16 protein-coding genes are annotated in these 20180 nt (G+C 73.8%); 12 read left to right on the top strand and 4 right to left on the bottom strand.

Translation table 11 applies throughout. The features are described 5' to 3' along the window. The first annotated feature begins 235 nt into the window (after positions 1 to 235). The 4 genes from mnmA (at position 236) to MET2598_RS0112400 (ending at position 4561) form a co-directional block, all read left to right on the top strand. On the top strand, positions 236 to 1384 hold the full coding sequence (gene mnmA / locus MET2598_RS0112415) for a tRNA 2-thiouridine(34) synthase MnmA (protein ID WP_012334830.1): 1149 nt from the start codon (positions 236 to 238) through the stop codon (positions 1382 to 1384). Positions 1385 to 1462: 78 nt separating this feature from the next. Next, complete coding sequence (locus MET2598_RS0112410; RefSeq protein ID WP_012334829.1) at positions 1463 to 2116, top strand: class I SAM-dependent methyltransferase; 654 nt, start codon at positions 1463 to 1465, stop codon at positions 2114 to 2116. A 5-nt stretch (positions 2117 to 2121) separates the two neighbouring features. Beyond that, complete coding sequence (locus MET2598_RS0112405; protein ID WP_018261044.1) at positions 2122 to 3003, top strand: TVP38/TMEM64 family protein; 882 nt, start codon at positions 2122 to 2124, stop codon at positions 3001 to 3003. Between the two features lie 139 nt (positions 3004 to 3142). Further along, positions 3143 to 4561 carry a sensor histidine kinase gene (locus MET2598_RS0112400; RefSeq protein WP_018261043.1) on the top strand — a complete coding sequence of 473 codons (1419 nt, stop codon included), beginning with the start codon at positions 3143 to 3145 and terminating at the stop codon, positions 4559 to 4561. 189 nt (positions 4562 to 4750) lie between these two features. On the opposite strand, the gene MET2598_RS0112395 is transcribed toward MET2598_RS0112400, so the two are convergent. The 4 genes from MET2598_RS0112395 to MET2598_RS0112380 all read right to left on the bottom strand — a co-directional run bounded on the left by MET2598_RS0112395 (position 4751) and on the right by MET2598_RS0112380 (position 10648). Next, positions 4751 to 7999, bottom strand: a complete 3249-nt coding sequence (locus MET2598_RS0112395) for an ATP-binding protein (protein ID WP_018261042.1) — start codon at positions 7997 to 7999, stop codon at positions 4751 to 4753. Then, positions 7996 to 8844: a hypothetical protein gene (locus MET2598_RS0112390; protein ID WP_018261041.1), complete on the bottom strand. Its 849-nt coding sequence runs from the start codon at positions 8842 to 8844 to the stop codon at positions 7996 to 7998. Before MET2598_RS0112390 ends, MET2598_RS0112395 begins: the two co-directional genes overlap by 4 nt. A 4-nt stretch (positions 8845 to 8848) precedes the next feature. Then, on the bottom strand, positions 8849 to 9838 hold the full coding sequence (locus MET2598_RS0112385) for an endonuclease domain-containing protein (RefSeq protein ID WP_018261040.1): 990 nt from the start codon (positions 9836 to 9838) through the stop codon (positions 8849 to 8851). Between the two features lie 150 nt (positions 9839 to 9988). Next, the gene (locus tag MET2598_RS0112380) at positions 9989 to 10648 is read right to left on the bottom strand and encodes an alpha/beta hydrolase (protein WP_012334823.1); all 660 of its coding nucleotides are present in this window, start codon (positions 10646 to 10648) and stop codon (positions 9989 to 9991) included. A gap of 260 nt (positions 10649 to 10908) precedes the next feature. Between MET2598_RS0112380 and MET2598_RS0112375 the strand changes: the two genes are divergently transcribed. The 8 genes from MET2598_RS0112375 (at position 10909) to MET2598_RS0112340 (ending at position 20015) form a co-directional block, all read left to right on the top strand. Next, positions 10909 to 12084, top strand: coding sequence for a cysteine desulfurase family protein (locus tag MET2598_RS0112375; RefSeq protein ID WP_012334822.1), 1176 nt, complete (start codon positions 10909 to 10911; stop codon positions 12082 to 12084). A gap of 68 nt (positions 12085 to 12152) precedes the next feature. Next, complete coding sequence (gene sufB, locus MET2598_RS0112370; RefSeq protein ID WP_026190687.1) at positions 12153 to 13622, top strand: Fe-S cluster assembly protein SufB; 1470 nt, start codon at positions 12153 to 12155, stop codon at positions 13620 to 13622. Positions 13623 to 13749: 127 nt separating this feature from the next. Next, entirely contained in the window at positions 13750 to 14502 is a 753-nt protein-coding gene (gene sufC / locus MET2598_RS0112365) for a Fe-S cluster assembly ATPase SufC (protein WP_012334820.1), read from the top strand. Positions 14503 to 14504: 2 nt separating this feature from the next. Then, complete coding sequence (locus tag MET2598_RS0112360; protein ID WP_026190686.1) at positions 14505 to 15824, top strand: SufB/SufD family protein; 1320 nt, start codon at positions 14505 to 14507, stop codon at positions 15822 to 15824. Positions 15825 to 15967: 143 nt separating this feature from the next. Continuing rightward, positions 15968 to 17209 carry a cysteine desulfurase gene (locus MET2598_RS0112355; RefSeq protein WP_018261037.1) on the top strand — a complete coding sequence of 414 codons (1242 nt, stop codon included), beginning with the start codon at positions 15968 to 15970 and terminating at the stop codon, positions 17207 to 17209. Positions 17210 to 17217: 8 nt separating this feature from the next. Beyond that, on the top strand, positions 17218 to 17571 hold the full coding sequence (locus tag MET2598_RS0112350; RefSeq protein ID WP_012334817.1) for an SUF system Fe-S cluster assembly protein: 354 nt from the start codon (positions 17218 to 17220) through the stop codon (positions 17569 to 17571). 157 nt (positions 17572 to 17728) lie between these two features. Continuing rightward, positions 17729 to 18859, top strand: a complete 1131-nt coding sequence (locus MET2598_RS0112345) for an ATP-binding protein (protein WP_018261036.1) — start codon at positions 17729 to 17731, stop codon at positions 18857 to 18859. Positions 18860 to 19064: 205 nt separating this feature from the next. Then, positions 19065 to 20015, top strand: coding sequence for a TIM44-like domain-containing protein (locus MET2598_RS0112340; RefSeq protein ID WP_018261035.1), 951 nt, complete (start codon positions 19065 to 19067; stop codon positions 20013 to 20015). The last annotated feature ends 165 nt before the right edge of the window (positions 20016 to 20180 follow it).

The following is a 20180-nucleotide window of genomic DNA, read 5'->3' as shown; positions in this document are numbered from 1 at the left end:
GGGCCAGACCCGATTGGCCTCCAAATATCTGAGAAGAAACGGGAAATCGACGCCGCCGCGGCGCCGCGGCGCCGCGCGCCGGCGCGATCTGCCGGGCGCGCGGCAGATCTTGCCGGGTCGCGGGCCGCGCCCGCCCTGGCAGAACGCGCCTTCCATCACTATAGGAAGGGCGGTCAGCCGGTGCCGAGAGCGTGCCCGCGGCCGCACCGATCCCCGCGCCCGATCCTCGAGGACGATGAACTCGCTCGATCTGCCCAAGGCCCCGCAGGACACCCGCGTCGTGGTGGCGATGTCGGGCGGGGTCGATTCCTCGGTCGTCGCCGGGCTGCTCAGGCGCCAGGGCTACGACGTCGTCGGGATCACGCTCCAGCTCTACGACCACGGCGCGGCCACCCATCGCCGCGGGGCCTGCTGCGCCGGCCAGGACATCCACGACGCCCGGCGGGCCGCCGAGACGCTCGGCATCCCGCACTACGTCCTCGATTACGAGGACCGCTTCCGCGAGGCGGTGATCGACCGCTTCGCCGAGAGCTACATCCACGGCGAGACGCCGATCCCCTGCGTCGAGTGCAACCGCTCGATCAAGTTCCGCGACCTGCTCGCCACCGCCCTCGACCTCGGCGCCGACGCGCTGGCGACCGGCCACTACGTGGCGAGCCGGGCCCGGCCGGGCGGCGGGCGGGCGCTCTACCGCGCCCTCGATCCGGCCCGGGACCAGAGCTACTTCCTCTACGCGACGACGCCCGAGCAGCTCGACGTCCTGCGCTTCCCCCTCGGCGAGCTGCCCAAGGACGAGACCCGGCGGCTCGCCCGGGAATTCGGCCTCGCCGTGGCGGACAAGCCCGACAGCCAGGACATCTGCTTCGTGCCCCAGGGCCGCTACCAGGACGTGATCGCGCGGCTGCGGCCCGACGCGGCGCGGCCCGGCGAGATCGTCCATCTCGACGGGCGCACGCTCGGCCGCCACGAGGGCATCATCGGCTTCACGGTCGGCCAGCGGCGGGGCCTCGGGCTCGCGACCGGCGAGCCGCTCTACGTGGTGCGCCTCGATCCCGAGACGGCCCGCGTGGTGGTGGGCCCCCGCGAGGCGCTCGCCACCTCGGTGATCCGGATCGCCGAGACGAACTGGCTCGGCGACGAGCCCCTGGCCGACCTCGACGGGATGCCCGTGGCGGTGCGGGTCCGCTCGACCCGGGAGCCGCGCCCGGCGGCCCTGCGCTGGAACCGGGCGCTCGCCTGCGCGGAGGTCGTGCTGGAGACGCCGGAGGACGGCGTCTCCCCCGGCCAGGCCTGCGCCATCTACGCGGATGACGGGCCGCGCGCGCGGGTGCTCGGCGGCGGCACCATCCAGAAGGTCGAGGCGGCGCGGCGCGAGGCGGCCTGAGCGCCGGACGATGCAGGAGCGCAGGCGTCGCGGGCGGCAGCGCCGGCCCCGCGGCCTGCCCAGGGAGAGACACCACAGATGCTGAGCGAGCCGCGGGCGGCCGGCCCGACCACCGCCCTGATGCGCAAGGCCTATGCGCGCTGGGCGCCGGTCTACGACGTGGTTTACGACAAGCTGACCGAGCCGGCCGCGCGGGACGCCGTGACGGCCGCGGTCGCCTGCGGCCGCCGCATCCTGGAAGCGGGCGTCGGCACCGGCCTCTCCCTCGGCTACTACCCGGCCGGGACCGAGCTCTACGGGGTCGACCTCTCGGAGGACATGCTCCGGCGCGCCGCCCAGAAGGTGCGCCGCCGCGGCCTCGCCCATGTCAGGGGCCTGCAGGTGATGGATGTCTGCCGGCTCGGCTACGCCGATGCGAGCTTCGACGCGGTGGTGGCGCAGTTCCTGATCACCCTGGTGCCCGACCCCGAGCGCGCCCTCGACGAGTTCCTGCGCGTGCTGCGGCCGGGCGGCGAGATCGTGCTCGCCAACCATTTCGGCCAGGCGGACGGCGCGGTCGCCCGCGTCGAGGAGATCGTCGCGCCGCTCTGCTCCAAGATCGGCTGGTCCTCGGACTTCAAGGCCTCCCGCATCGAGGCCTGGGCCGGGCGCCGGGGCGTCACCTTCGTGGGTCTGCGGCCGACCTTCCCGGGCGGCTTCTTCAAGATCCTGCGCCTGCGCAAGGCGGCCTGAGCCGCATGCGCGCGGACGAGCCGGGGCCGCCCGCGCGGGGGGCCGGGCAAGGAGCGGGGCAGGAGGTCGGGCAAGCGGCCGGGCAGGCGGCCCGGGAGGAGGTCGGGCCCGCGGCCGTGGCCCGCCCGCCCTGGCGGCGCTGGCTGCGCCTGCTGCCCCTCGCGGCCCTGGTGCTGCTCTCGCTCGGGCTGATCCTGAGCGGCGCCACCCAGTGGTTCAGCCTGGAGCGCTTCCTCGCCTCGCGCGCCTGGGCGCTCGCCATGGTCGAGCAGGATCGCCTGCGGGCCATGGCCGTGACCGCGCTCCTCTACGTCGGCACCGTGGTGGTCTCGGTGCCGGTCTCGGTGTTCATGACCATGCTGTGCGGCTTCCTGTTCGGGACCGTGCCGGGGGCGCTGCTCGCGATCTCCTCCTCGACCACGGGCGCCGTGATCGTGTTCTCGATCGGCCGCACCGCGGCCGGAGAGATGCTCCTGCGGCATGCCGGGCGCCGCCTCGCCCGCCTCGCTGCGGGCTTCCGCCGGGACGCCTTCTCGTACATCCTGGTCCTGCGGCTCCTGCCGCTCTTCCCGTTCTGGATGACCAATCTCGGCCCGGCGATCTTCGGGGTGCGCCTGCGCGTCTTCGCGCTCGCGACCTTCCTGGGGATCTCGCCGGGCGGCTTCATCTACGCGGCGACGGGGGCGCGGATCGAGGAGGTGGTGGCGGCCCACCAGGACGCCCGCGCGGCCTGCCTCGCGGCGGCCGGCACCGATTGCGACCGCGCCCTGTCGCTGCGCGCCGTGATCACGCCGGGCTTGGTGGCGACGCTGCTCGCCCTCGGCGCTCTCGCCCTGCTGCCGGTCGCGGTGCGGCGCCTGCGCCGGCCCGCCCCCTGCGACGATTGAGACTTCGATCTCTCACGGTGTCGCGCCCTAGACTGGTCTAAGTTCTTTACGGCGGCTTGTTCGCGGCGTCGCGCCAGGATAGCGCCCGTCGAGACGGTGCATTCGGGGAGGGTGGAGCTCGTTGCGTCTCGCCGATGCCATGCGGGAGCGCGGCGCCCTGGGCGCCCAGTCCAGCCGATTCGGCCTCTCCGGCCGTCTGCTGCTGCTGACGATCCTGTTCGTGCTGATCGCCGAGATCCTGATCTACGTGCCGAGCGTCGCCAATTTCCGGCGCACCTGGCTGTCGGACCGGGTCGCGGCCGCCCAGGTGGCGGCCCTGGTCCTCGACGCCGCCCCGTCCGCGAAGGTCTCGGACGACCTCGCCCGGCGCCTGCTGACCGGGGTCGGCGCCCGGGCGATCGCGCTTCGCGCCGGCGGCACCCGCCGGCTCATCACCGTGACGGAGATGCCCTCCGAGGTCAGCGAGGCGGTGGACCTGCGCGAGTCGAGCTGGGGCGACATGATCGCCGGGGCGTGGCAGACCCTCTGGCACCCGGGCGAGGGGCCGATCCGGGTGGTCGGCCACGGCATGGACGGGGTCGACTTCGTCGAGATCCTGCTCGACCCCGCCCCCCTGCGCGCCGCGCTGATCGACTTCTCCTGGCGCATCCTGATGACCTCGATGGCGATCTCCGGGATCACCGGGCTCCTGGTCTTCCTCGCCCTGCAGGTCTCGATCGTCCGCCCCGTCCTGCGCCTGACGCGCAACATCGCGGCCTTCGCGGACGACCCGGAGGACGCCTCGCGCCTGATCGCGCCCTCCTGGCGCCGCGACGAGATCGGGCTCGCCGAGACGGCCCTCGCCCGCATGGAGACCGTGCTGGCGGGCGAGCTGCGCCAGAAGCGGCGGCTCGCCGATCTCGGCCTGTCGGTGAGCAAGATCAATCACGAGCTGCGCAACCTGCTGACCACGGCCCAGCTCCTGGGCGACCGTCTGGAGGCGAGCGCCGATCCGGCGGCGCAGCGGGTGGCGCCGCGCCTGATGGCGACCCTGGACCGGGCGATCCGCTACTGCGAGGCGACGCTCGCCTACGGCCGGGCCGCCGAGCGGGTGCCGGAGCGGCGGCTCACGCTCCTCAAGCCGATCCTGGCCGACGCCGTCGACCTCGCCGGGATGGAGCCCGGGACCGACATCCGGGTGGTGGACCGCACGCCCGGGGCACTCCTGGTCGATGCCGATCCCGACCAGCTCTCGCGGGTGGTGATCAACCTCGTGCGCAACGCCGTGCAGGCCCTGGCGCTCGCCGGCACGGCCTGCGGATCGCCGCCCCTGGTCACGCTGGAGGGCCGCCGGGACGGGGAGGTGGTGACGATCCTGATCGCCGACAACGGCCCGGGCCTGCCGGAGCGCGCGCGGGCGAACCTGTTCTCGCCCTTCCAGGGTTCGACCCGACCGGGGGGCACCGGGCTCGGCCTCGCCATCGCGGCGGAGCTCACCCGGCTGCACGGGGGCACCCTGTCCCTGGATCCGACCCGCGTCGGGGCCCGCTTCCGCATCACCGTCCCGGACCGGGCGTGAGCCGCGGGCCGGGATCGTCCGGGCCCCCTGCTCATGCGCTGTCCGGACAGCGCATGACACGCCCGCGCGGCGCTTGAGGGAAGCCGACATCCGCATCGCGACGCGATCCGTCGGATGCGTATCCCAAGCCCGCGCGGCGCTTGAGGGAAGCCGACATCCGCATCGCGACGCGATCCGTCGGATGTCGGATCACCCGCCCGCCAGCACCTGCGCGGCGCGGTGCGCCCGCACCGTCACCTCCTCGGGGGTCGGCGGGTTCGCCGGGTGGTGGCTGAGGCAGTAGGGCGTGCGCAGCTTCGCGGGGCGGCCCGATCCCTCGGTCGAGAAGTAGAATTCCCCGGCCTTGAGCTTGCCGATGTCGCCCGCCCCGCCGCCCTTGGCGGAGAGGATGTCGTGCGCCGCCGCGATCGTGGCCGGACTCGCTTGGCGGCCGAGGAACTGCGTGGTGCAGTTCGACACGATCTGATTGTGGATGCCCCGCGGCGCCTGCGTGGCGAGGATCATTCCGAGCCCGTACTTGCGCCCCTGCGCGGCGAGCTTGATGCCGCTGCCGAGGCTCGGCGGCTGGCGCTGGGCGGGCAGGAAGGTCTGCGCCTCGTCCATCACGTAGAGCAGCCCGCGGGGCGACGGGTGCCGCTTGATCCAGCCGAACAGCGTCATCTGCAGGCGGTTCACGAAGTCCTCGCGCGCCGCCTCGGAGGCGAGGCCCGACAGGTTGACGACCGAGATCCGGGTGCGGGCCGGGTCCCGGCCGAAGAACAGCAGCGCCGGGTCGATCACCGGGCCCTCGGCCCGCAGCAGCGGGTTCGTCGCCACGGCGGCGTGGAGCTGGTTGGCCATGCCGGCGGCGAGCCGGCCCGCGTCGCCGATCAGGCTGATCCCGTCCGGCAGGTCGGAGAGCAGGGCCGTGAAGTCCGGCAGGTCGCCGCCGCCCCGCCCGGCGAAGTAGCGCAGCGCGTCGGCCAGCACGCCCCGCTGCAGCTCCCGGCGGCCGCCCGCCACCGCGAGCGGCGCGAGCGTCTCGACCGCCATCTCGACGGCCTGGTCGCGCTCGTCCGCGTCGCCGCCGAGGCCGGAGAAGTCGGGCATCGCGGGCACGAAGAGCGGGTTGCCGGCCCGCAGGCCGGGCGTCCAGACCACCACCTCGACCTGCGCCCGGTAGCGGCCCGCCCGGGCCTCGTCCTGCGCCGTGAAGCCGACGGGCGGCTCCGGCCAGGGATCGCCGAGCCGCGAGAGGTCGTTGTTCGGGTCGACCACGATGGCCGGGAGGCCGGCGAGCGCCGCCTCCTCGACGATGCGGCGCAACAGCACGGTCTTGCCCGACCCCGAACCCGCGATGATCGCCGTGTGCCGGCGCAGCAGCGCGGTCGCGAGGTCCACGGGCTCGGCCTCCGGCGTCGTGCGACGGCCGAGCGGGATGCGGTCCGGGATCGCCTCCGCACGGGGTCCAGGAGGCGTCTCCCGGCGCGGCTCCGGCGCGCCCCTCGCCTCCGGCGCGACCTTCGCCTCCGGCGCAATCCCCTCCGCCGAGATGCGCGAGGTCGGGTCGGGATCGAACGGCGGCGCGTCCGGCGCGGGGCGGCCCGCCGCGTGCCGGCGGGGCGGGATCCTGGTCGCGCCCTCGGCGGGCGGGGGGGCGAGCGCGGCCGCCTCGCCGAGGCCCGCGGCGCGGAAGAAGCCGAGCCCGTCGAGGGGCCGCGCGGCCCGCATCCAGGCCTCGAACTCGGCGAGGCGGCCCTCGGCCACCGCCCGCGCCCGCAGAGTCTGCAGGGCGACCAGGAGGCGCAGATCCGCGTCGGCGGGGTCGATCAGCCGCCCGCCCGCCCGGGTGAAGACGTCGAAGAGCTGCTGCGTCTTGGCGCCGCCGGGCGGCGGGCCGCGCCGCACCAGGACGAGTTCGCGGTGATGCAGGCGCGTGCGGATGCCCGAGGCGGTGAGCGCCGCCCGCAGCCGCGCCTGGAACGCGATGGCGTGGCGCTGCGTCAGGCCCCGGTAGCAGATGTGGCGCTCGCGGTCGTTGTCGTCCCGGAAGATGAAGGTCAGCCGGCCGTGCAGGGGCGGGATCCGCTGGTCGGGGTCGCCCCGGTTGACGATCTCGACCCGCTCGTGCGGCGGCGCCTGCAGGGCGTAGAGGTCGAAGGCGTCGCGCAGGAGCGGGCCGATCGCGTCGTCCTCGCCGTCGAGGAGGCCGGCGATGTCGGCCGCCCGCGCGGCCGCCGCGAGGTCGAAGGGCGCCCGCGGCGTGCCCGGGTCGCGCGGCGGCGCCTCGGCGATCAGGCTCTCGCAGACCGTGACGGTCCCCCGCTCCAGGCAGGCGCGGCGATGCGCGTCGCAGCGCATCAGCAGCGTGCGCGGCATCATGCCGGAGGCGGCGGCCTCGGCGATCGCGACCTCGCCGAAGGGCCAGGTCGGGAAGGGCGGGGTGAAGCCGGCCTCCGCGTAGGCGCGCCCCAGCCGGTCGACCACGAGCGCGCTCGCCGCCCTGCGGTCGTTCATGCCCAGCAGCGCGACCGGCGGCTCGAAGCGCTCGGTCCCCGATTTGAGGCCGTTCTCCCGGATGCGCTCCCAGGAATCGACCAGGCAGGTGACCACGGTCTGGCCCCGGTGGCGGACGTCGTGCAGTTCGAGCAGCCCCGCGGTGAGCACGGCGGCGAGGTTCGGCCCCGGCTCGAAATCCTCCCCGAGGGCGGCGCTCGCCGGGCTGACGACCCCGTCGATCTGGTCGACGGCCACCAGGGTCGGGCCCGCGAGGCTCATCACCCAGGACATCCCCGCCACGAGCTCCGCCGGCGGCGGCGGGGCGCTGCGGAAGCCGAGGGCCCGGCGCGCCTCCTCGTCGGCGTCGTGCCCCTGCAGCCACGCATGGGCGAGGCCGACGACGCCGATGTCGCTCGCCCGCAAGAGGCAGAGAGCCCGGAACACGTCCTGGTGCCGGAGGGCCCGCGCCATGTCGATCTGCGTCAGCGCCCGCACCAGGAGGTCGACGACGCGGCGCGCGTCAATGTCCGGCGTGGCGAAGGCCTGCTCGACCTGCTGCTCGACGTTGAAGCGCCGGGCCACCCCGGCCAGCACCGCCTCGCATTGCCGGCGCCCGTCCGGCATCCGGTGGAGGAGGGCGGTGAGGTAGCTCAGGGCCGTGCTGCGCCAGAAATCGGCGAGCCCGAGCACGTCGAGGAGCACGAACCAGCCGCCCGCTCGCCAGATCTCCCGGCGCATCTCGCCGACGAGGTGCGTCTTCCCGATGCCGGACTGGCCGACGAGGACCGCACCCTTGAGCTTGTCCTCGGGCGCGCGGGCGCGCCGCACGAGCTCGCGCACGATCCCGGCGGCGTGGGGGCTGTTCGGCCCGGGAGCCGCCCCGGCGTCGATCCAGACGCTGTCGAGGGTGTTCACCCAGTCGAAATCGACCCGGCGCAGGGCGTCGAGGGCGTCGGTCATGGCTCGATCCAGAGGAGGTGGAAGGGCTCGCCGGCCGGGCTGAAGGCGGCCGCCCGCTCGGCGGCGTCGAGGCCGCGCGGATCGGTGATCTGCATCAGGCGGGCCTTGCGGCCCTCCCGCAGGATCAGGGCGAGGCCGGCATCGACGCTGGCCCGGTCGAGATCGGCGAGTTCCGCCCGGATGCGGCTGAGGCGGACCGCCTCGCGCCGGCGCCCGTCCGTGAGCGCGAGGTAGGCCGCCTCGATCCGCTCGAGCGGGGCGGGCGCGGGCGCCGCCTCCTGCCCCCCCGGCAGCGCCAGGCCGAGATGCGTCCGCGCCCAGTGCCGGCCCGCCTCCGTGATCGTGAGCTGCACGGAGCGCCCCCGCGGCTCCTGCGCGACGAGGCCGGCCGCCACCAGCGCCTCCCGGTCGGCCCGGGCGGCCGCCGGCTTGAGGTCGCGCGGCGAGGCGGATCCCTGCGCGTCGATCAGGGCCCGCAGGATCCTCGCCTGCCGCGCCGGCAGGGCCTCCCGCGTGGGCGCCGGGGCCTCGCCCACGAGGTCGGCGAGCGTGGCGCCGGTCGCGTCGAGGTGGCGCGCGATCAGCCCCAGCCAATCCTGCAGCGCGCGAAACGTCTCGGGCAGCGGCGCGTGCAGGTGGTCGCTCGCCCAGCGCCAGCCCCGCTCGGTCACGGTCAGCCGGAGCGAGCGCCCCTGCTTCTCCGCCGCGACGAGCCCGCGCTCGATCAGGGCCTCCCGGTCGAGCCGCGCGACCGCGGGCCGCACCTCGCTCTGCAGGGCCGAGCCCTGCCTCCCGAGCAGGCACCACAGGATCAGCCCGCGCCGGGGCGTCAGGGTCTCGCTCATCCGCTCAAGCCTCTCCTTGCGCCCGCCGGAACCGCACGACGGTGCGGATCTTCTCGATGGCCCGCTGCAGGTCGGTCTCGACCTGCGCGTTGGTGAGGCGCAGCACGAGGTAGCCGGCCACCAGGAGCTCGTAGTCGCGGTGGCGGTCCTCGGCGAAGCGCGCCTCGCCGCGGTGCTCGGGCCCGTCGATCTCCACCACGACGCGGCCCGACCGCCAGAGCTGATCGACCCGCGGCGCGCCGTAGCCGGCGAGCGCGACGGGCTCGTTGCCCGAGAAGAGCGGGCCGAGCTCCGGGTCGCGCCGCAGGGCCTCCTCCAGGCGCCGCTCCGTCCCGCTCGCCGGATGGGCGCGGGAGGGCGGCAGGAAGCGGGCGCGGGCGGGCTCCGCGGGCGCCGCCGCCGCCAGGGCGCCGTAGAGGATGCGGTCGTAGGGCGGGACCGGCGGCGGCGCGGCCGGGAGGACGAACAGGCCGGCCGCCCCGTGCAGGAGGCAGCCTTCGAGGGCGGCGATCACCGGGGCGGCCCGCGCCGGCGAGACCGGGTCGATCTCCGCCGCCAGGATCACGCCGCCGGGATCGATCACCGGCAGGAGCTGGGCGAGTTCGAAGGCCCGCGCGCAGCGGCGGAAGCGGGGCGGGCGACCGGACGCGGCGCATTTCGCCGCGGCCCTGCGCCACGGGCCCGAGACGGGCGTCGCGGCCGGAGCCTCGTCCCGGGGCCAGTCCGGCCAGCGGGCCAGGGCGAGGTCCGCGAGGTCGTCGAGGATCCGGTCGAGCACCGCCTCGGCGCTCGCGACCGGGCCCGGCGCGAGGAAGAGCAGGCTGCGCCGGCCCGCCGGTCCCTCGGCCAGGATCGCGCGCAGGGTCTCCCGGCCGAGCCCGGTCAGCGTGAGCCGCCGGCCCGGGGCGAGCTCCGCGACCCGCGCGGCGACCTCGTCCGGCCCGAGCCCCGGGGCGGGGCGCGCGGAGGTCGGGGTCGCTGCTCGCTGCGCCATTCGGCCCGCCGGATCGGACAGGCGGGGTCGCGCCGGGCGCCCTGGCGCCCCTCGGTCCCGCATTCCCCGTCCCTAGCGAACCGACGGTTATTCGGCAAGGGGCGGACGTAATCCTAGGTTGTGCGCGCCTTCAGGTTGCGCGGCGCCCCGTCAGGCGGCGGCCTCGTCCCGCTTGCCGAGCCGCTTGTCGAGATAGGCCTCGACCGTCTGGCCGAGCTCGTCGATCTTGCCGTCGAAGAAGTGGTTGGCGCCCTCGACGATCTGGTGCTCGATCACGACGCCCTTCTGGGTCTTCACCTTCTCGATCACCGGCATGACCTCGCGGGCCGGGGCGACCCGGTCCTCGGAGCCGTGCACGAACAGGCCCGAGGACGGGCAGGGGGCGAGGAAGCTGAAGTCGAAGCGGTTCGCCATGGCGGCGATCGAGATGAAGCCCTCCACTTCCGGCCGGCGCATCAGGAGCTGCATGCCGATCCAGGAGCCGAACGACACGCCGGCGATCCAGCAGGCCCGCGCCTCCGGGTTCACCGCCTGCACCCAGTCCAGGGCCGCGGCCGCGTCGGACAATTCGCCCGCCCCGTGGTCGAACGAGCCCTGGCTGCGCCCGACGCCGCGGAAGTTGAAGCGCAGCGTCGCGAAGCCGCGATTCGCGAAAGTATAGAACAGGTTATACACGATCTGGTTGTTCATCGTGCCGCCGAATTGCGGGTGCGGGTGCAGCACGATGGCGATCGGGGCGCCCCTCTGCTTGGGAGCTTGGTAGCGTCCCTCCAGGCGGCCGGCCGGGCCGGCGAAGATGACCTCGGGCATGCGTGAACCTCTTCAACGAGCGATCGGCCGGGCGAGGCATGCGGGCAGCGCGAATGCGGCGGGTCGGCCGGAGCCTTGACTCGGGGGGAGGCTCCCCTACAAGCACCCTTAGAATGGTTCTACCGCGTTAGAACAATTCTAAAAAGCCCGTGTCCGGCCCATTCGCGGCCCTCGCGCCAGCCGCCCGGCGGCGTGCGGAACGCGTGTGTCGACGGCGCCTTAGCACGGCTCCCGGGGGGCAAGGCAAAGGAAATCGGCAGGTGCAGGCAGCAGACCGCGTCTATCTCGACCACAACGCGACCGCGCCGGTGCGACCGGAGGTGGCGGAGGCGGTCGCGCGCGCGCTCCTCGACCTTCCCGGCAATCCCTCCTCGGTGCACCGGGAGGGGCGGGCCGCCCGCGCGGCCCTGGAGACCGCCCGCGCGCGGGTGGCGGGCCTCGTCGGGGCGGCGCCCGCCCGCGTGACCTTCACGAGCGGCGGCACCGAGGCGGCGAACGCGGCGCTCTCCGGCGCCCTGGCGCGGCGCGGCGCGCCCGCCCCGACCCGGCTCCTGGTCGGGGCGACGGAGCATCCCTGCATCCTGGCGGGCCACCGCTTCCCGGCCGCCTCGGCCGAGATCCTGCCGGTCGACGCGGCGGGCGTCGTCGACCTCGCCCATCTCGAGGCGCGCCTCGCGGCGCTCGCCGGGGAGGGGGTGCTGATCTCCCTGCAGGCGGCCAACAACGAGACCGGGGTGCTCCAGCCCCTCGCCGCGGTGGTCGCCCTGGCCCGGCGGCACGGCGCCGCCCTGGTCCACTGCGACGCCGTCCAGGCGGCCGGGCGGATTCCGCTGGATTTCGCCGGCTCCGGACTCGACGCGCTGACGCTCTCGGGCCACAAGTTCGCCGGCCCGAAGGGGGTGGGCGCCCTGGTCCTGGCCGAGGACGTCGCGCTCGACGGCGGTCTCGTGCGCGGCGGCGGCCAGGAGGCGCGGCTGCGGGGCGGCACCGAGAACCTCGCCGGCCTCGTCGGGATGGGCGTGGCGGCGGAGATCGCGGCGCGCGGGCTCGCCGCCGAGGCGGCGCGGCTCGCGCGGCTGCGCGACGCCCTCGAGGCGGGGATCCGCGCCCGGGCGCCGGACGCGGTGATCTTCGGGGCGGGCGCGGCGCGCCTGCCCAACACCGCCTGCCTCGGGGTGCCGGGGCTGGAGGCGGCGACCGCGCTCATCGCCTTCGACCTCGGCGGGGTGGCGGTCTCGTCGGGTTCGGCCTGCGCCTCGGGCAAGGTCGGGCGCTCGACGGTCCTCGCCGCCATGGGCGTCCCCGCCGGCCTGGCGGCATGCGCCTTGCGCGTCAGTTTCGGGTGGTCGAGCCGGGAGGCGGACGGGGATCGGTTCCTGTCGGTCTTCGATCGGCTGCTGGCCACCCTATATAAGCGTCGGGAGAGGGCCGCGTGACCGCGCACCCCGCACCGGCCGTGTCATCAACCCGCGGCCCTTGAAGCCGTCAGCGGTAGGAGACGGGAATGCCTGCAGTGCAGGAGACGGTCGATCGCGTTCGCGCCATCGACGTCGATCAGTACAAGTACGGATTCGAGACCACGATCGAGATGGAGAAGTCCGAGAAGGGCCTCTCCGAGGACGTGATCCGCTTCATCTCGGCCAAGAAGCAGGAGCCGGAATGGATGCTGGAATGGCGCCTCGACGCCTATCGGCGCTGGCTGACGATGCGCGAGCCGGACTGGGCGCGGGTCTCGTACGACAGGATCGACTACGACAACCTCTACTATTACGCCGCCCCGAAGCGGAAGGCGGCGCAGTCGCTCGATGAGATCGATCCCGAGATCCTGAAGACCTACGAGAAGCTCGGCATCCCGCTGCGCGAGGTCGAGGCGCTGGAGGGCATCGCGCCCGAGAACCGCGTCGCGGTCGACGCCGTGTTCGACTCGGTCTCGGTGGCGACCACCTTCAAGGCCGAGCTGGCCAAGGCCGGCGTCATCTTCATGCCGATCTCGGAGGCCCTGCGCGAGCACCCCGACCTCGTGCGCAAGTACCTCGGCTCGGTCGTGCCGGTGACCGACAACTTCTTCGCGACGCTCAACTCGGCCGTGTTCTCGGACGGGTCCTTCGTCTACATCCCGCCGGGCGTGCGCTGCCCGATGGAGCTGTCGACCTACTTCCGCATCAACGAGCGCGACACGGGCCAGTTCGAGCGCACGCTGATCATCGCCGACAAGGGCTCCTACGTCTCGTACCTGGAGGGCTGCACCGCCCCGCGCCGCGACGACAACCAGCTCCACGCCGCGGTGGTCGAGCTCGTCGCCCTCGACGACGCCGAGATCAAGTACTCGACGGTGCAGAACTGGTACCCGGGCGACGCCCAGGGCCGCGGCGGCATCTACAACTTCGTGACCAAGCGCGGCGATTGCCGCGGCGCCAATTCCAAGATCTCGTGGACGCAGGTCGAGACCGGCTCGGCGATCACCTGGAAGTACCCGTCCTGCATCCTGCGCGGCGACGGCTCGCGCGGTGAGTTCTACTCGATCGCGGTCTCGAACGGCATGCAGCAGGTCGATTCCGGCACCAAGATGATCCATCTCGGCAAGAACACGACGAGCCGGATCATCTCGAAGGGCATCTCGGCCGGGCGCTCGCAGAACACCTATCGGGGCCTCGTCTCGGCGCACAAGAAGGCCAGCAACGCCCGCAACTTCACCAATTGCGACTCGCTGCTGATCGGCGACCAGTGCGGGGCGCACACCGTGCCCTACATCGAGTCGAAGAACGCCAGCGCGGTGTTCGAGCACGAGGCGACCACCTCCAAGATCTCCGAGGAGCAGCTGTTCTACTGCCAGCAGCGCGGCCTCGGCGAGGAGGAGGCGCGGGCGCTGATCGTGAACGGCTTCGTGCGCGACGTGCTGCAGCAATTGCCCATGGAGTTCGCGGTCGAGGCGCAGAAGCTGATCTCGATCAGCCTCGAAGGCTCGGTGGGGTGAGGGCGGGCCCCCGTGCCCCGCTCCGCCTCGACCCGCCGGGTTCCGGTCCCCCCGGCGGGTGCCGCCTCCCGGCCCCTCCGCGGATGGCCGCCCTGCTCCCGGCCGTCCCCCTGAACGGTGAAGATTCATGCTCGAAATCAAGAACCTGGTCGTCCAGATCGAGGACAAGCGCATCCTCAACGGCCTCGACCTCACGGTGGCCGACGGTGAAATCGCGGCCATCATGGGCCCGAACGGCTCCGGCAAGTCGACCCTCTCCTACGTGATCGCCGGCAAGGCCGATTACGAGGTGCTGGACGGCGAGGTGCTGCTCGACGGCGAGAACATCCTGGAGATGGCCCCCGACGAGCGCGCCGCCGCCGGCATCTTCCTGGCCTTCCAGTACCCGCTGGAGATCCCGGGCGTCGCCACCATGACCTTCCTCAAGGCGGCGCTGAACGCGCAGCGCAAGGCCCGCGGCGAGGACGAATTGTCCACGCCCGACTTCATGCGCCGCGTCTACGGCGCCGCCGACAGGCTCGAGATCAACCGCGAGATGCTCAAGCGCGCCCTCAACGTCGGCTTCTCCGGCGGCGAGAAGAAGCGCATGGAGATCCTGCAGATGGCGCTGCTGGAGCCGCGCTTCTGCGTCCTCGACGAGACCGATTCCGGCCTCGACATCGACGCCCTGCGCATCGTCTCCGAGGGCGTGAACGCCCTGCGCGACCCCAAGCGCAGCTTCCTCGTCATCACCCACTACCAGCGGCTCCTCAACCACATCGTGCCCGACACCGTGCACGTGATGTCCCAGGGCCGGGTCGTGAAGTCGGGCGGCAAGGAACTCGCCCTCGAACTCGAGGCGAGCGGCTACGCCGAGTATCGCGGCGCGGAGGCGGCGTGACCATGGCGGAGATCACCCCCCTGCGCAATGCGGCCGAGACCGGCCTCGCCGCCCTGTTCCAGGTCCGGCGCCTGAAGCTGCCGGGCTCGGCCATCGCCCGCGAGGAGGCCTTCCGCTTCTTCGAGGCGGCGGGCCTGCCCCATCGCCGCGTCGAGGCCTTCAAGTATTCCGACCTCAGGGCGGCCCTGCGCGAGGCGGCGGCGCCCGCCGAGCCGCCGAGCCCGGAGGCGGCCCGCACCGCGATCGTGCGGGCGGAGGGCTTCGCCACCGTCGAGGCGGCGCGGCTGACCTTCGTCAACGGCCACCTCGTCCCGGCCCTGTCGGATCTCGGCGCGATGCCGGACGGCGTCGAGGTCGTGCCCCTGGTCGAGGCGCTGACCGACGGCCACGCCCTCACGGCCGAGTTCACGCCGGTGGCGCAGGCCCGCGACAATCCGATCTACCAGCTCAACACCGCCTTCATGGCGGACGGGGCCTTGATCCGGGTCACGGCCGGCGCCAGGCCGGAGCGGCCGCTGCACCTGCGCTTCGTCGGCACCGGCGCGGAGGCTTTCTCCACCGCCACCCGCACCCTCGTGGTGCTGGAGGAGGGGGCGGCGCTGACCCTGGTCGAGAGCCACGAGGGGCCGGACGGCGTCGGCTACCAGCCGAACGACGCCCTCGACGCGGTGGTCGGCGACGGCGCCACCCTGCGGCACGCGCGGCTCAACCGCGAGGGCGGCGGGGCGGTCGCCCTCTCGACCCTCTCGGTCAAGCTCGGGGCCAAGTCGCACCTGGAGACCGTGAACGTCGCGACCGGAGCCGCCTTCGCGCGCCACCAGATCTTCCTGCTCTTCGCCGGCGCGGAGGCGACCGCGCAGGTCAACGGCGCCACCATGCTGAAGGACGGGCAGCTCGGGGATTCGACGCTGCTCGCCGACCATGCCGCCCCCGGCGGCATCAGCCGCGAGCAGTTCAAGACCGTGATCGACGGCGACGCCACCGGCGTGTTCCAGGGCAAGATCATCGTCGCGCAGGTCGCCCAGAAGACCGACGGCAAGATGAAGTCCGACTGCCTCCTCCTCAGCGACGAGGGGCAGATGATGAACAAGCCGGAGCTGGAGATCTTCGCCGACGACGTGGCCTGCGGCCACGGCGCGACCTGCGGGGCGCCGGACGAGGACCTGCTCTTCTACCTGATGGCGCGCGGGCTGCCGCGGGCCGAGGCGGAGGGGCTGATGATCCAGGCCTTCCTGGGCGAGGCCATCGAGGCCGTCACCCACGAGGGCGCCCGCGCGGCGATGATCGCCGCGGTGGAGACCTGGCTCGCCGCGCGGCGATGAGCGCCGCGGCGGAGACTTGGCTCGCCGCGTGGCGGTGAGCGCCGGGATCGCGCGGGAGCCTCCCCGGAGCGGGTGAGGCGAGTCCGCGCGGTCCCGTTCCCGGGAAGGCCATCCCGGCCCCGGAGACCAGAGAGCGACACGCGATGAACGCACCCGTCCTCCCGCCCTACGACGTCGCGGCGATCCGGGCCGAATTCCCGATCCTGTCGCGGACGGTCTACGGCAAGCCCCTCGTCTACCTCGACAACGCCGCCTCGGCCCAGAAGCCGCGGGTGGTGATCGAGGCCATGACCCGCACGATGGAGACGGCCTACGCCAACGTCCATCGCGGCCTGCACTTCATGGCGAACGCCGCCACCGAGGGCTACGAGGGCGCCCGCGAGACCGCGCGGCTGTTCCTCAACGCCCGCTCGACGGACGAGATCATCTTCACCCGCAACGCCACCGAGGCCTACAACCTCGTCGCCTCGTCGATGGGCTGGGCCGGCCTGATCGGGGAGGGGGACGAGATCATCCTGTCGATCATGGAGCACCATTCCAACATCGTGCCCTGGCACTTCCTGCGCGAGCGCCGGGGCGCGGTGATCAAGTGGGCGCCCGTCGACGACGAGGGCAACTTCCTGGTCGAGGCCTTCGAGAAGCTGTTCACGCCGCGCACCCGCATGGTGGCCATCACCCACATGTCGAACGTGCTCGGCACGATCACGCCCGCCAAGGAGATCGTGCGCATCGCGCACGCGCACGGCGTGCCGGTGCTCCTCGACGGCGCCCAGAGCGCCGTGCACCAGAGCATCGACGTGCAGGACCTCGACTGCGACTTCTTCGTCTTCACCGGCCACAAGGTCTACGGGCCGACCGGCATCGGCGTGCTCTACGGCAAGAAGGAGTGGCTGGAGCGCCTGCCCCCCTACCAGGGCGGCGGCGAGATGATCCAGACCGTCACCGAGGACGCCATCACCTACAACGAGCCGCCGCACCGCTTCGAGGCCGGCACCCCGGCGATCGTCGAGGCGGTCGGCCTCGGGGCGGCCCTCGAATTCATGATGAATCTCGGCCGCGAGAGGATCGCCGCGCACGAGGCCGCCCTCTCGGCCTACGCGCATCAGCGCCTCTCGGAGATGAACGCGCTGCGCATCATCGGGCGGGCGCGGTCCAAGGGCGCGGTGATCTCCTTCGAGATGAAGGGCGCGCACGCCCACGACATCGCCACGGTGATCGACCGCCAGGGCGTGGCGGTGCGGGCCGGCACCCATTGCGCGATGCCGCTGCTCAGTCGTTTCGGCACCACATCGACCTGTCGCGCCTCGTTCGGACTGTATAATACGCGGGACGAGGTCGACGCGCTGGTCGCGGCGCTCGCCAAGGCCGAGATGATGTTCGCGTAGGGACCCCGATGACCGACACCGCGCCAGAGACCGGCTCCGCCCTGCCGCCGGACGAGCTCGACCGGCTCACCGACGGCATCGTGGCCGCCCTCAAGACCGTCTACGACCCGGAGATCCCGGCCGACATCTACGAGCTCGGCCTGATCTACAAGGTCGACATCAGCGACGACCGCCACGTGGCGATCGACATGACGCTCACCGCCCCGGGCTGCCCGGTCGCGGGCGAGATGCCGGGCTGGGTGGAGAACGCCGTCGCGGCCGTGCCGGGCGTGCAGGGCTGCACCGTCACCATGGTGTTCGACCCGCCCTGGGACCAGAGCCGGATGTCCGACGAGGCCCGCGTCGCCCTCGACATGTGGTAGCGGCCGGTCGCGGCGACCCGCCCGGTCGCGGCGACCGGCCCGGTCGCGGCGACTCGCCTGGCCGCCGGCGCCGGCGTAGGATCCGGGCGCGGCCGGCCGCCGGCCGCGCCGGAACGACGCGCGGCGGGTCCGCCACCGCCGCCAGCGAGGGGCTGACGTGTCGGATCTGCTCGCGCCCGAGGCCGCGCCGGAGGCCCCTTTCGCCCTGCTGTGGACCGCGCTCGGCGCCTCGCCCCTGCCGTCGCTGCTGCTGGGCCGCGACGGGGCGATCCGCCGGGCGAACGCGGCCGCCGCCCGCGCCCTCGGCGAGGAGCCGGACGCCCTCGCCGGGCAGGCCCTCGCGGCCCTCGGCGCCGACGCGGAGAATGCGGGCGCCCTGCGGGCGCTCCTGCGCGGCGACGTGGCCGCGAACGCGGACCTGCTCCTGCGCCGCCGCGACGGGTGCAGCTTCTGGGCCTCGCTCCACCTCTCGCCCATCGACGGCGCGCCGGACCTGCGCCTCGTCCAGTGGCTCGACGTCTCCCGCCGCCGCGACCTCGAATCCGCCCTCGCCCAGGCGCAGCGGCGCGAGGCCCTGGGCCAGCTCACCAACGGCGTCGCCCACGAGTTCAACAACCTGCTGCAGATCCTGGTCGGCTACGTCGACGGCCTGAAGCGCCGCCTCGGCGAGCACCCGGACCCCTTCGTGCAGCGCGCGCTCACCCGGGCCACCGACGCGGCCGAGCGCGCCTCGGCCCTGACCCGCCACCTCCTCGCCTTCTCGCGCAAGCACCGGCCGGAGCCGCGCGCGACCGACCTCAACGCCCTCCTGCGCGGCTGCGAGCCCCGCGCCCGCGCGATCCTGGGCGAGGGCGTCGCGCTCACCCTCGCCCTCGACGAGGCGCTGTGGCCGGCCTGCCTCGACCCGGTCCAGACCGAGTTCATCCTCGCGGTCGTGCTCACCAACGCCCGCGAGGCGATGCCGGAGGGCGGCCGCGTCACCCTGACCACCGCCAACCACGGCGGCGAGGGCGTCGCGGCGGACGGCACCCTCGGCCGCCACGTGGTGCTGACGATCGCCGATACGGGCAGCGGCATGCCCCCCGAGGTGCTGGCCCGCGCCCTCGAACCCTTCTTCACCACCCGCGAGCCCGGCCGCGGCACCGGGCTCGCCATCCTCCACGCGCTGATGAAGCGCCAGGGCGGCGCGGTCGGGCTGCGCAGCACCCTCGGCGAGGGCACGTGTCTGCGCCTCAGCTTCCCGGCCGCCGATCCGCCGCGCCCGCCCCGTCCCGGGGTCGCGGCCTGACGAAGAACACGTCCGGGTTAATCCGGGGGGCGAAAAAAATTTCGTCCTGGCGGAACTGCCCGCCCTCGCAGATGGTGCGCATCTCGGACCACCCTAGACGCTGGGTGGGGCGCCCCGCGCCCTCCCTTTTACTGCGAAGCGACGCTCCCCATATCCTGCGAGGGCGATCCTCGCCCGAGTAGACTGCGTGAGGCGAATTGAACCGATGATGACCACCTTCTCCCGCGGCCGCCGGACGGCGGCGGCCCTCGGTCTCGCGGCCCTGATGGCCGTGGCGTCGACGGCCGGCGAGGCGCGTCCAGGCGGCTCGTCGGGCTCCGGGATGGGCTCGCGCGGCTCGCGCACCTACTCGGCGCCGGCCCCGACCACCACGGCTCCCGGCATGTCCGGCCCGATCCAGCGCTCGCAGACGGCCCCCGGCCCGACCATGAACAATCCCGGCTACGCGCCGCAGCCGGCCCGGCCGCGCTTCGGCGGCGGCTTCTTCGCCGGCCTTCTCGGCGCGGGCCTGCTCGGCGCGCTCCTCGGCAGCGGCTTCTTCGGCGGCATCGGCGGCTTCGGCTCCTTCCTGGGCTTCCTGCTCCAGGTCGGCCTGCTGGTCGGCCTCGTGATGCTGGCCGTGCGCTTCTTCCGGCGGCGCCAGGCCGAGCCGGCCATGGCCGGCGGCTACGCCCGCTCCGGCCCGCCTCCGGGCCCGAACCCGATGACGGGCCTCGGCGGGGGCGGCGCGCGCCCGGCCGGGCCGCCGCAGCGCGATCAGGTCGGCATCGGCCCGGCCGATTTCGAGGCCTTCGAGCGCTCCCTGACCCAGATCCAGCTCGCCTACGGCGCCGAGGATGTGGGCACGCTCCGCCGCCTCGCGACGCCCGAGATGGCCGACTACTTCACCGAGGAGCTGCAGGCCAACGCCGCCCGCGGCGTGATCAACCGCATCGCCGACGTGAAGCTCCTGCAGGGCGACCTGTCGGAGGCGTGGCGCGAGGGCCCGACCGACTACGCCACGGTGGCCATGCGCTACGCCCTGCGCGACGTGACCGTGGAGCGCGGCTCGGGCCGCGTCGTCGCCAACGGCGATCCGGAGGCGGTCGAGATCTGGACCTTCCGCCGCGACCGCGGCGGGCCCTGGCTGCTCTCGGCGATCCAGCAGACCCGCTGACCGGCGCGCGGGGGGCCCGCAGGTCCCCCGCCCTCGCCGTTCGGGTCATCCTCCGCTCCCGCGACCGGCCTCGTCCGCGCCGTTCGCGACGCCGATCCGGCTCGTCGCGGTCCTGCCGCCGACCCGCGCCTTCTCTTGACGGCCGAGGCTCCGCCGGCGGGCCGC

The organism is Methylobacterium sp. WSM2598, assembly GCF_000379105.1.
Taxonomy (GTDB): domain Bacteria; phylum Pseudomonadota; class Alphaproteobacteria; order Rhizobiales; family Beijerinckiaceae; genus Methylobacterium.
The sequence above is the reverse complement of the archived record's forward strand: the minus strand, read 5'-3'. Positions and strand labels throughout refer to the sequence as shown.

Excerpts from the sequence above, each read along its gene's own strand:
- MET2598_RS0112410 (WP_012334829.1), top strand. The coding sequence starts at position 1,463 with ATGCTGAGCGAGCCGCGGGCGGCCGGCCCGACCACCGCCCTGATGCGC.
- MET2598_RS0112385 (WP_018261040.1), bottom strand. The coding sequence starts at position 9,838 with ATGGCGCAGCGAGCAGCGACCCCGACCTCCGCGCGCCCCGCCCCGGGG.
- MET2598_RS0112360 (WP_026190686.1), top strand. The coding sequence starts at position 14,505 with ATGGCGGAGATCACCCCCCTGCGCAATGCGGCCGAGACCGGCCTCGCC.
- MET2598_RS0112390 (WP_018261041.1), bottom strand. The coding sequence starts at position 8,844 with ATGAGCGAGACCCTGACGCCCCGGCGCGGGCTGATCCTGTGGTGCCTG.
- MET2598_RS0112340 (WP_018261035.1), top strand. The coding sequence starts at position 19,065 with ATGATGACCACCTTCTCCCGCGGCCGCCGGACGGCGGCGGCCCTCGGT.
- MET2598_RS0112355 (WP_018261037.1), top strand. The coding sequence starts at position 15,968 with ATGAACGCACCCGTCCTCCCGCCCTACGACGTCGCGGCGATCCGGGCC.
- MET2598_RS0112380 (WP_012334823.1), bottom strand. The coding sequence starts at position 10,648 with ATGCCCGAGGTCATCTTCGCCGGCCCGGCCGGCCGCCTGGAGGGACGC.
- sufB (WP_026190687.1), top strand. The coding sequence starts at position 12,153 with ATGCCTGCAGTGCAGGAGACGGTCGATCGCGTTCGCGCCATCGACGTC.
- MET2598_RS0112405 (WP_018261044.1), top strand. The coding sequence starts at position 2,122 with ATGCGCGCGGACGAGCCGGGGCCGCCCGCGCGGGGGGCCGGGCAAGGA.
- MET2598_RS0112400 (WP_018261043.1), top strand. The coding sequence starts at position 3,143 with ATGCGGGAGCGCGGCGCCCTGGGCGCCCAGTCCAGCCGATTCGGCCTC.
- sufC (WP_012334820.1), top strand. The coding sequence starts at position 13,750 with ATGCTCGAAATCAAGAACCTGGTCGTCCAGATCGAGGACAAGCGCATC.
- MET2598_RS0112350 (WP_012334817.1), top strand. The coding sequence starts at position 17,218 with ATGACCGACACCGCGCCAGAGACCGGCTCCGCCCTGCCGCCGGACGAG.
- MET2598_RS0112395 (WP_018261042.1), bottom strand. The coding sequence starts at position 7,999 with ATGACCGACGCCCTCGACGCCCTGCGCCGGGTCGATTTCGACTGGGTG.
- mnmA (WP_012334830.1), top strand. The coding sequence starts at position 236 with ATGAACTCGCTCGATCTGCCCAAGGCCCCGCAGGACACCCGCGTCGTG.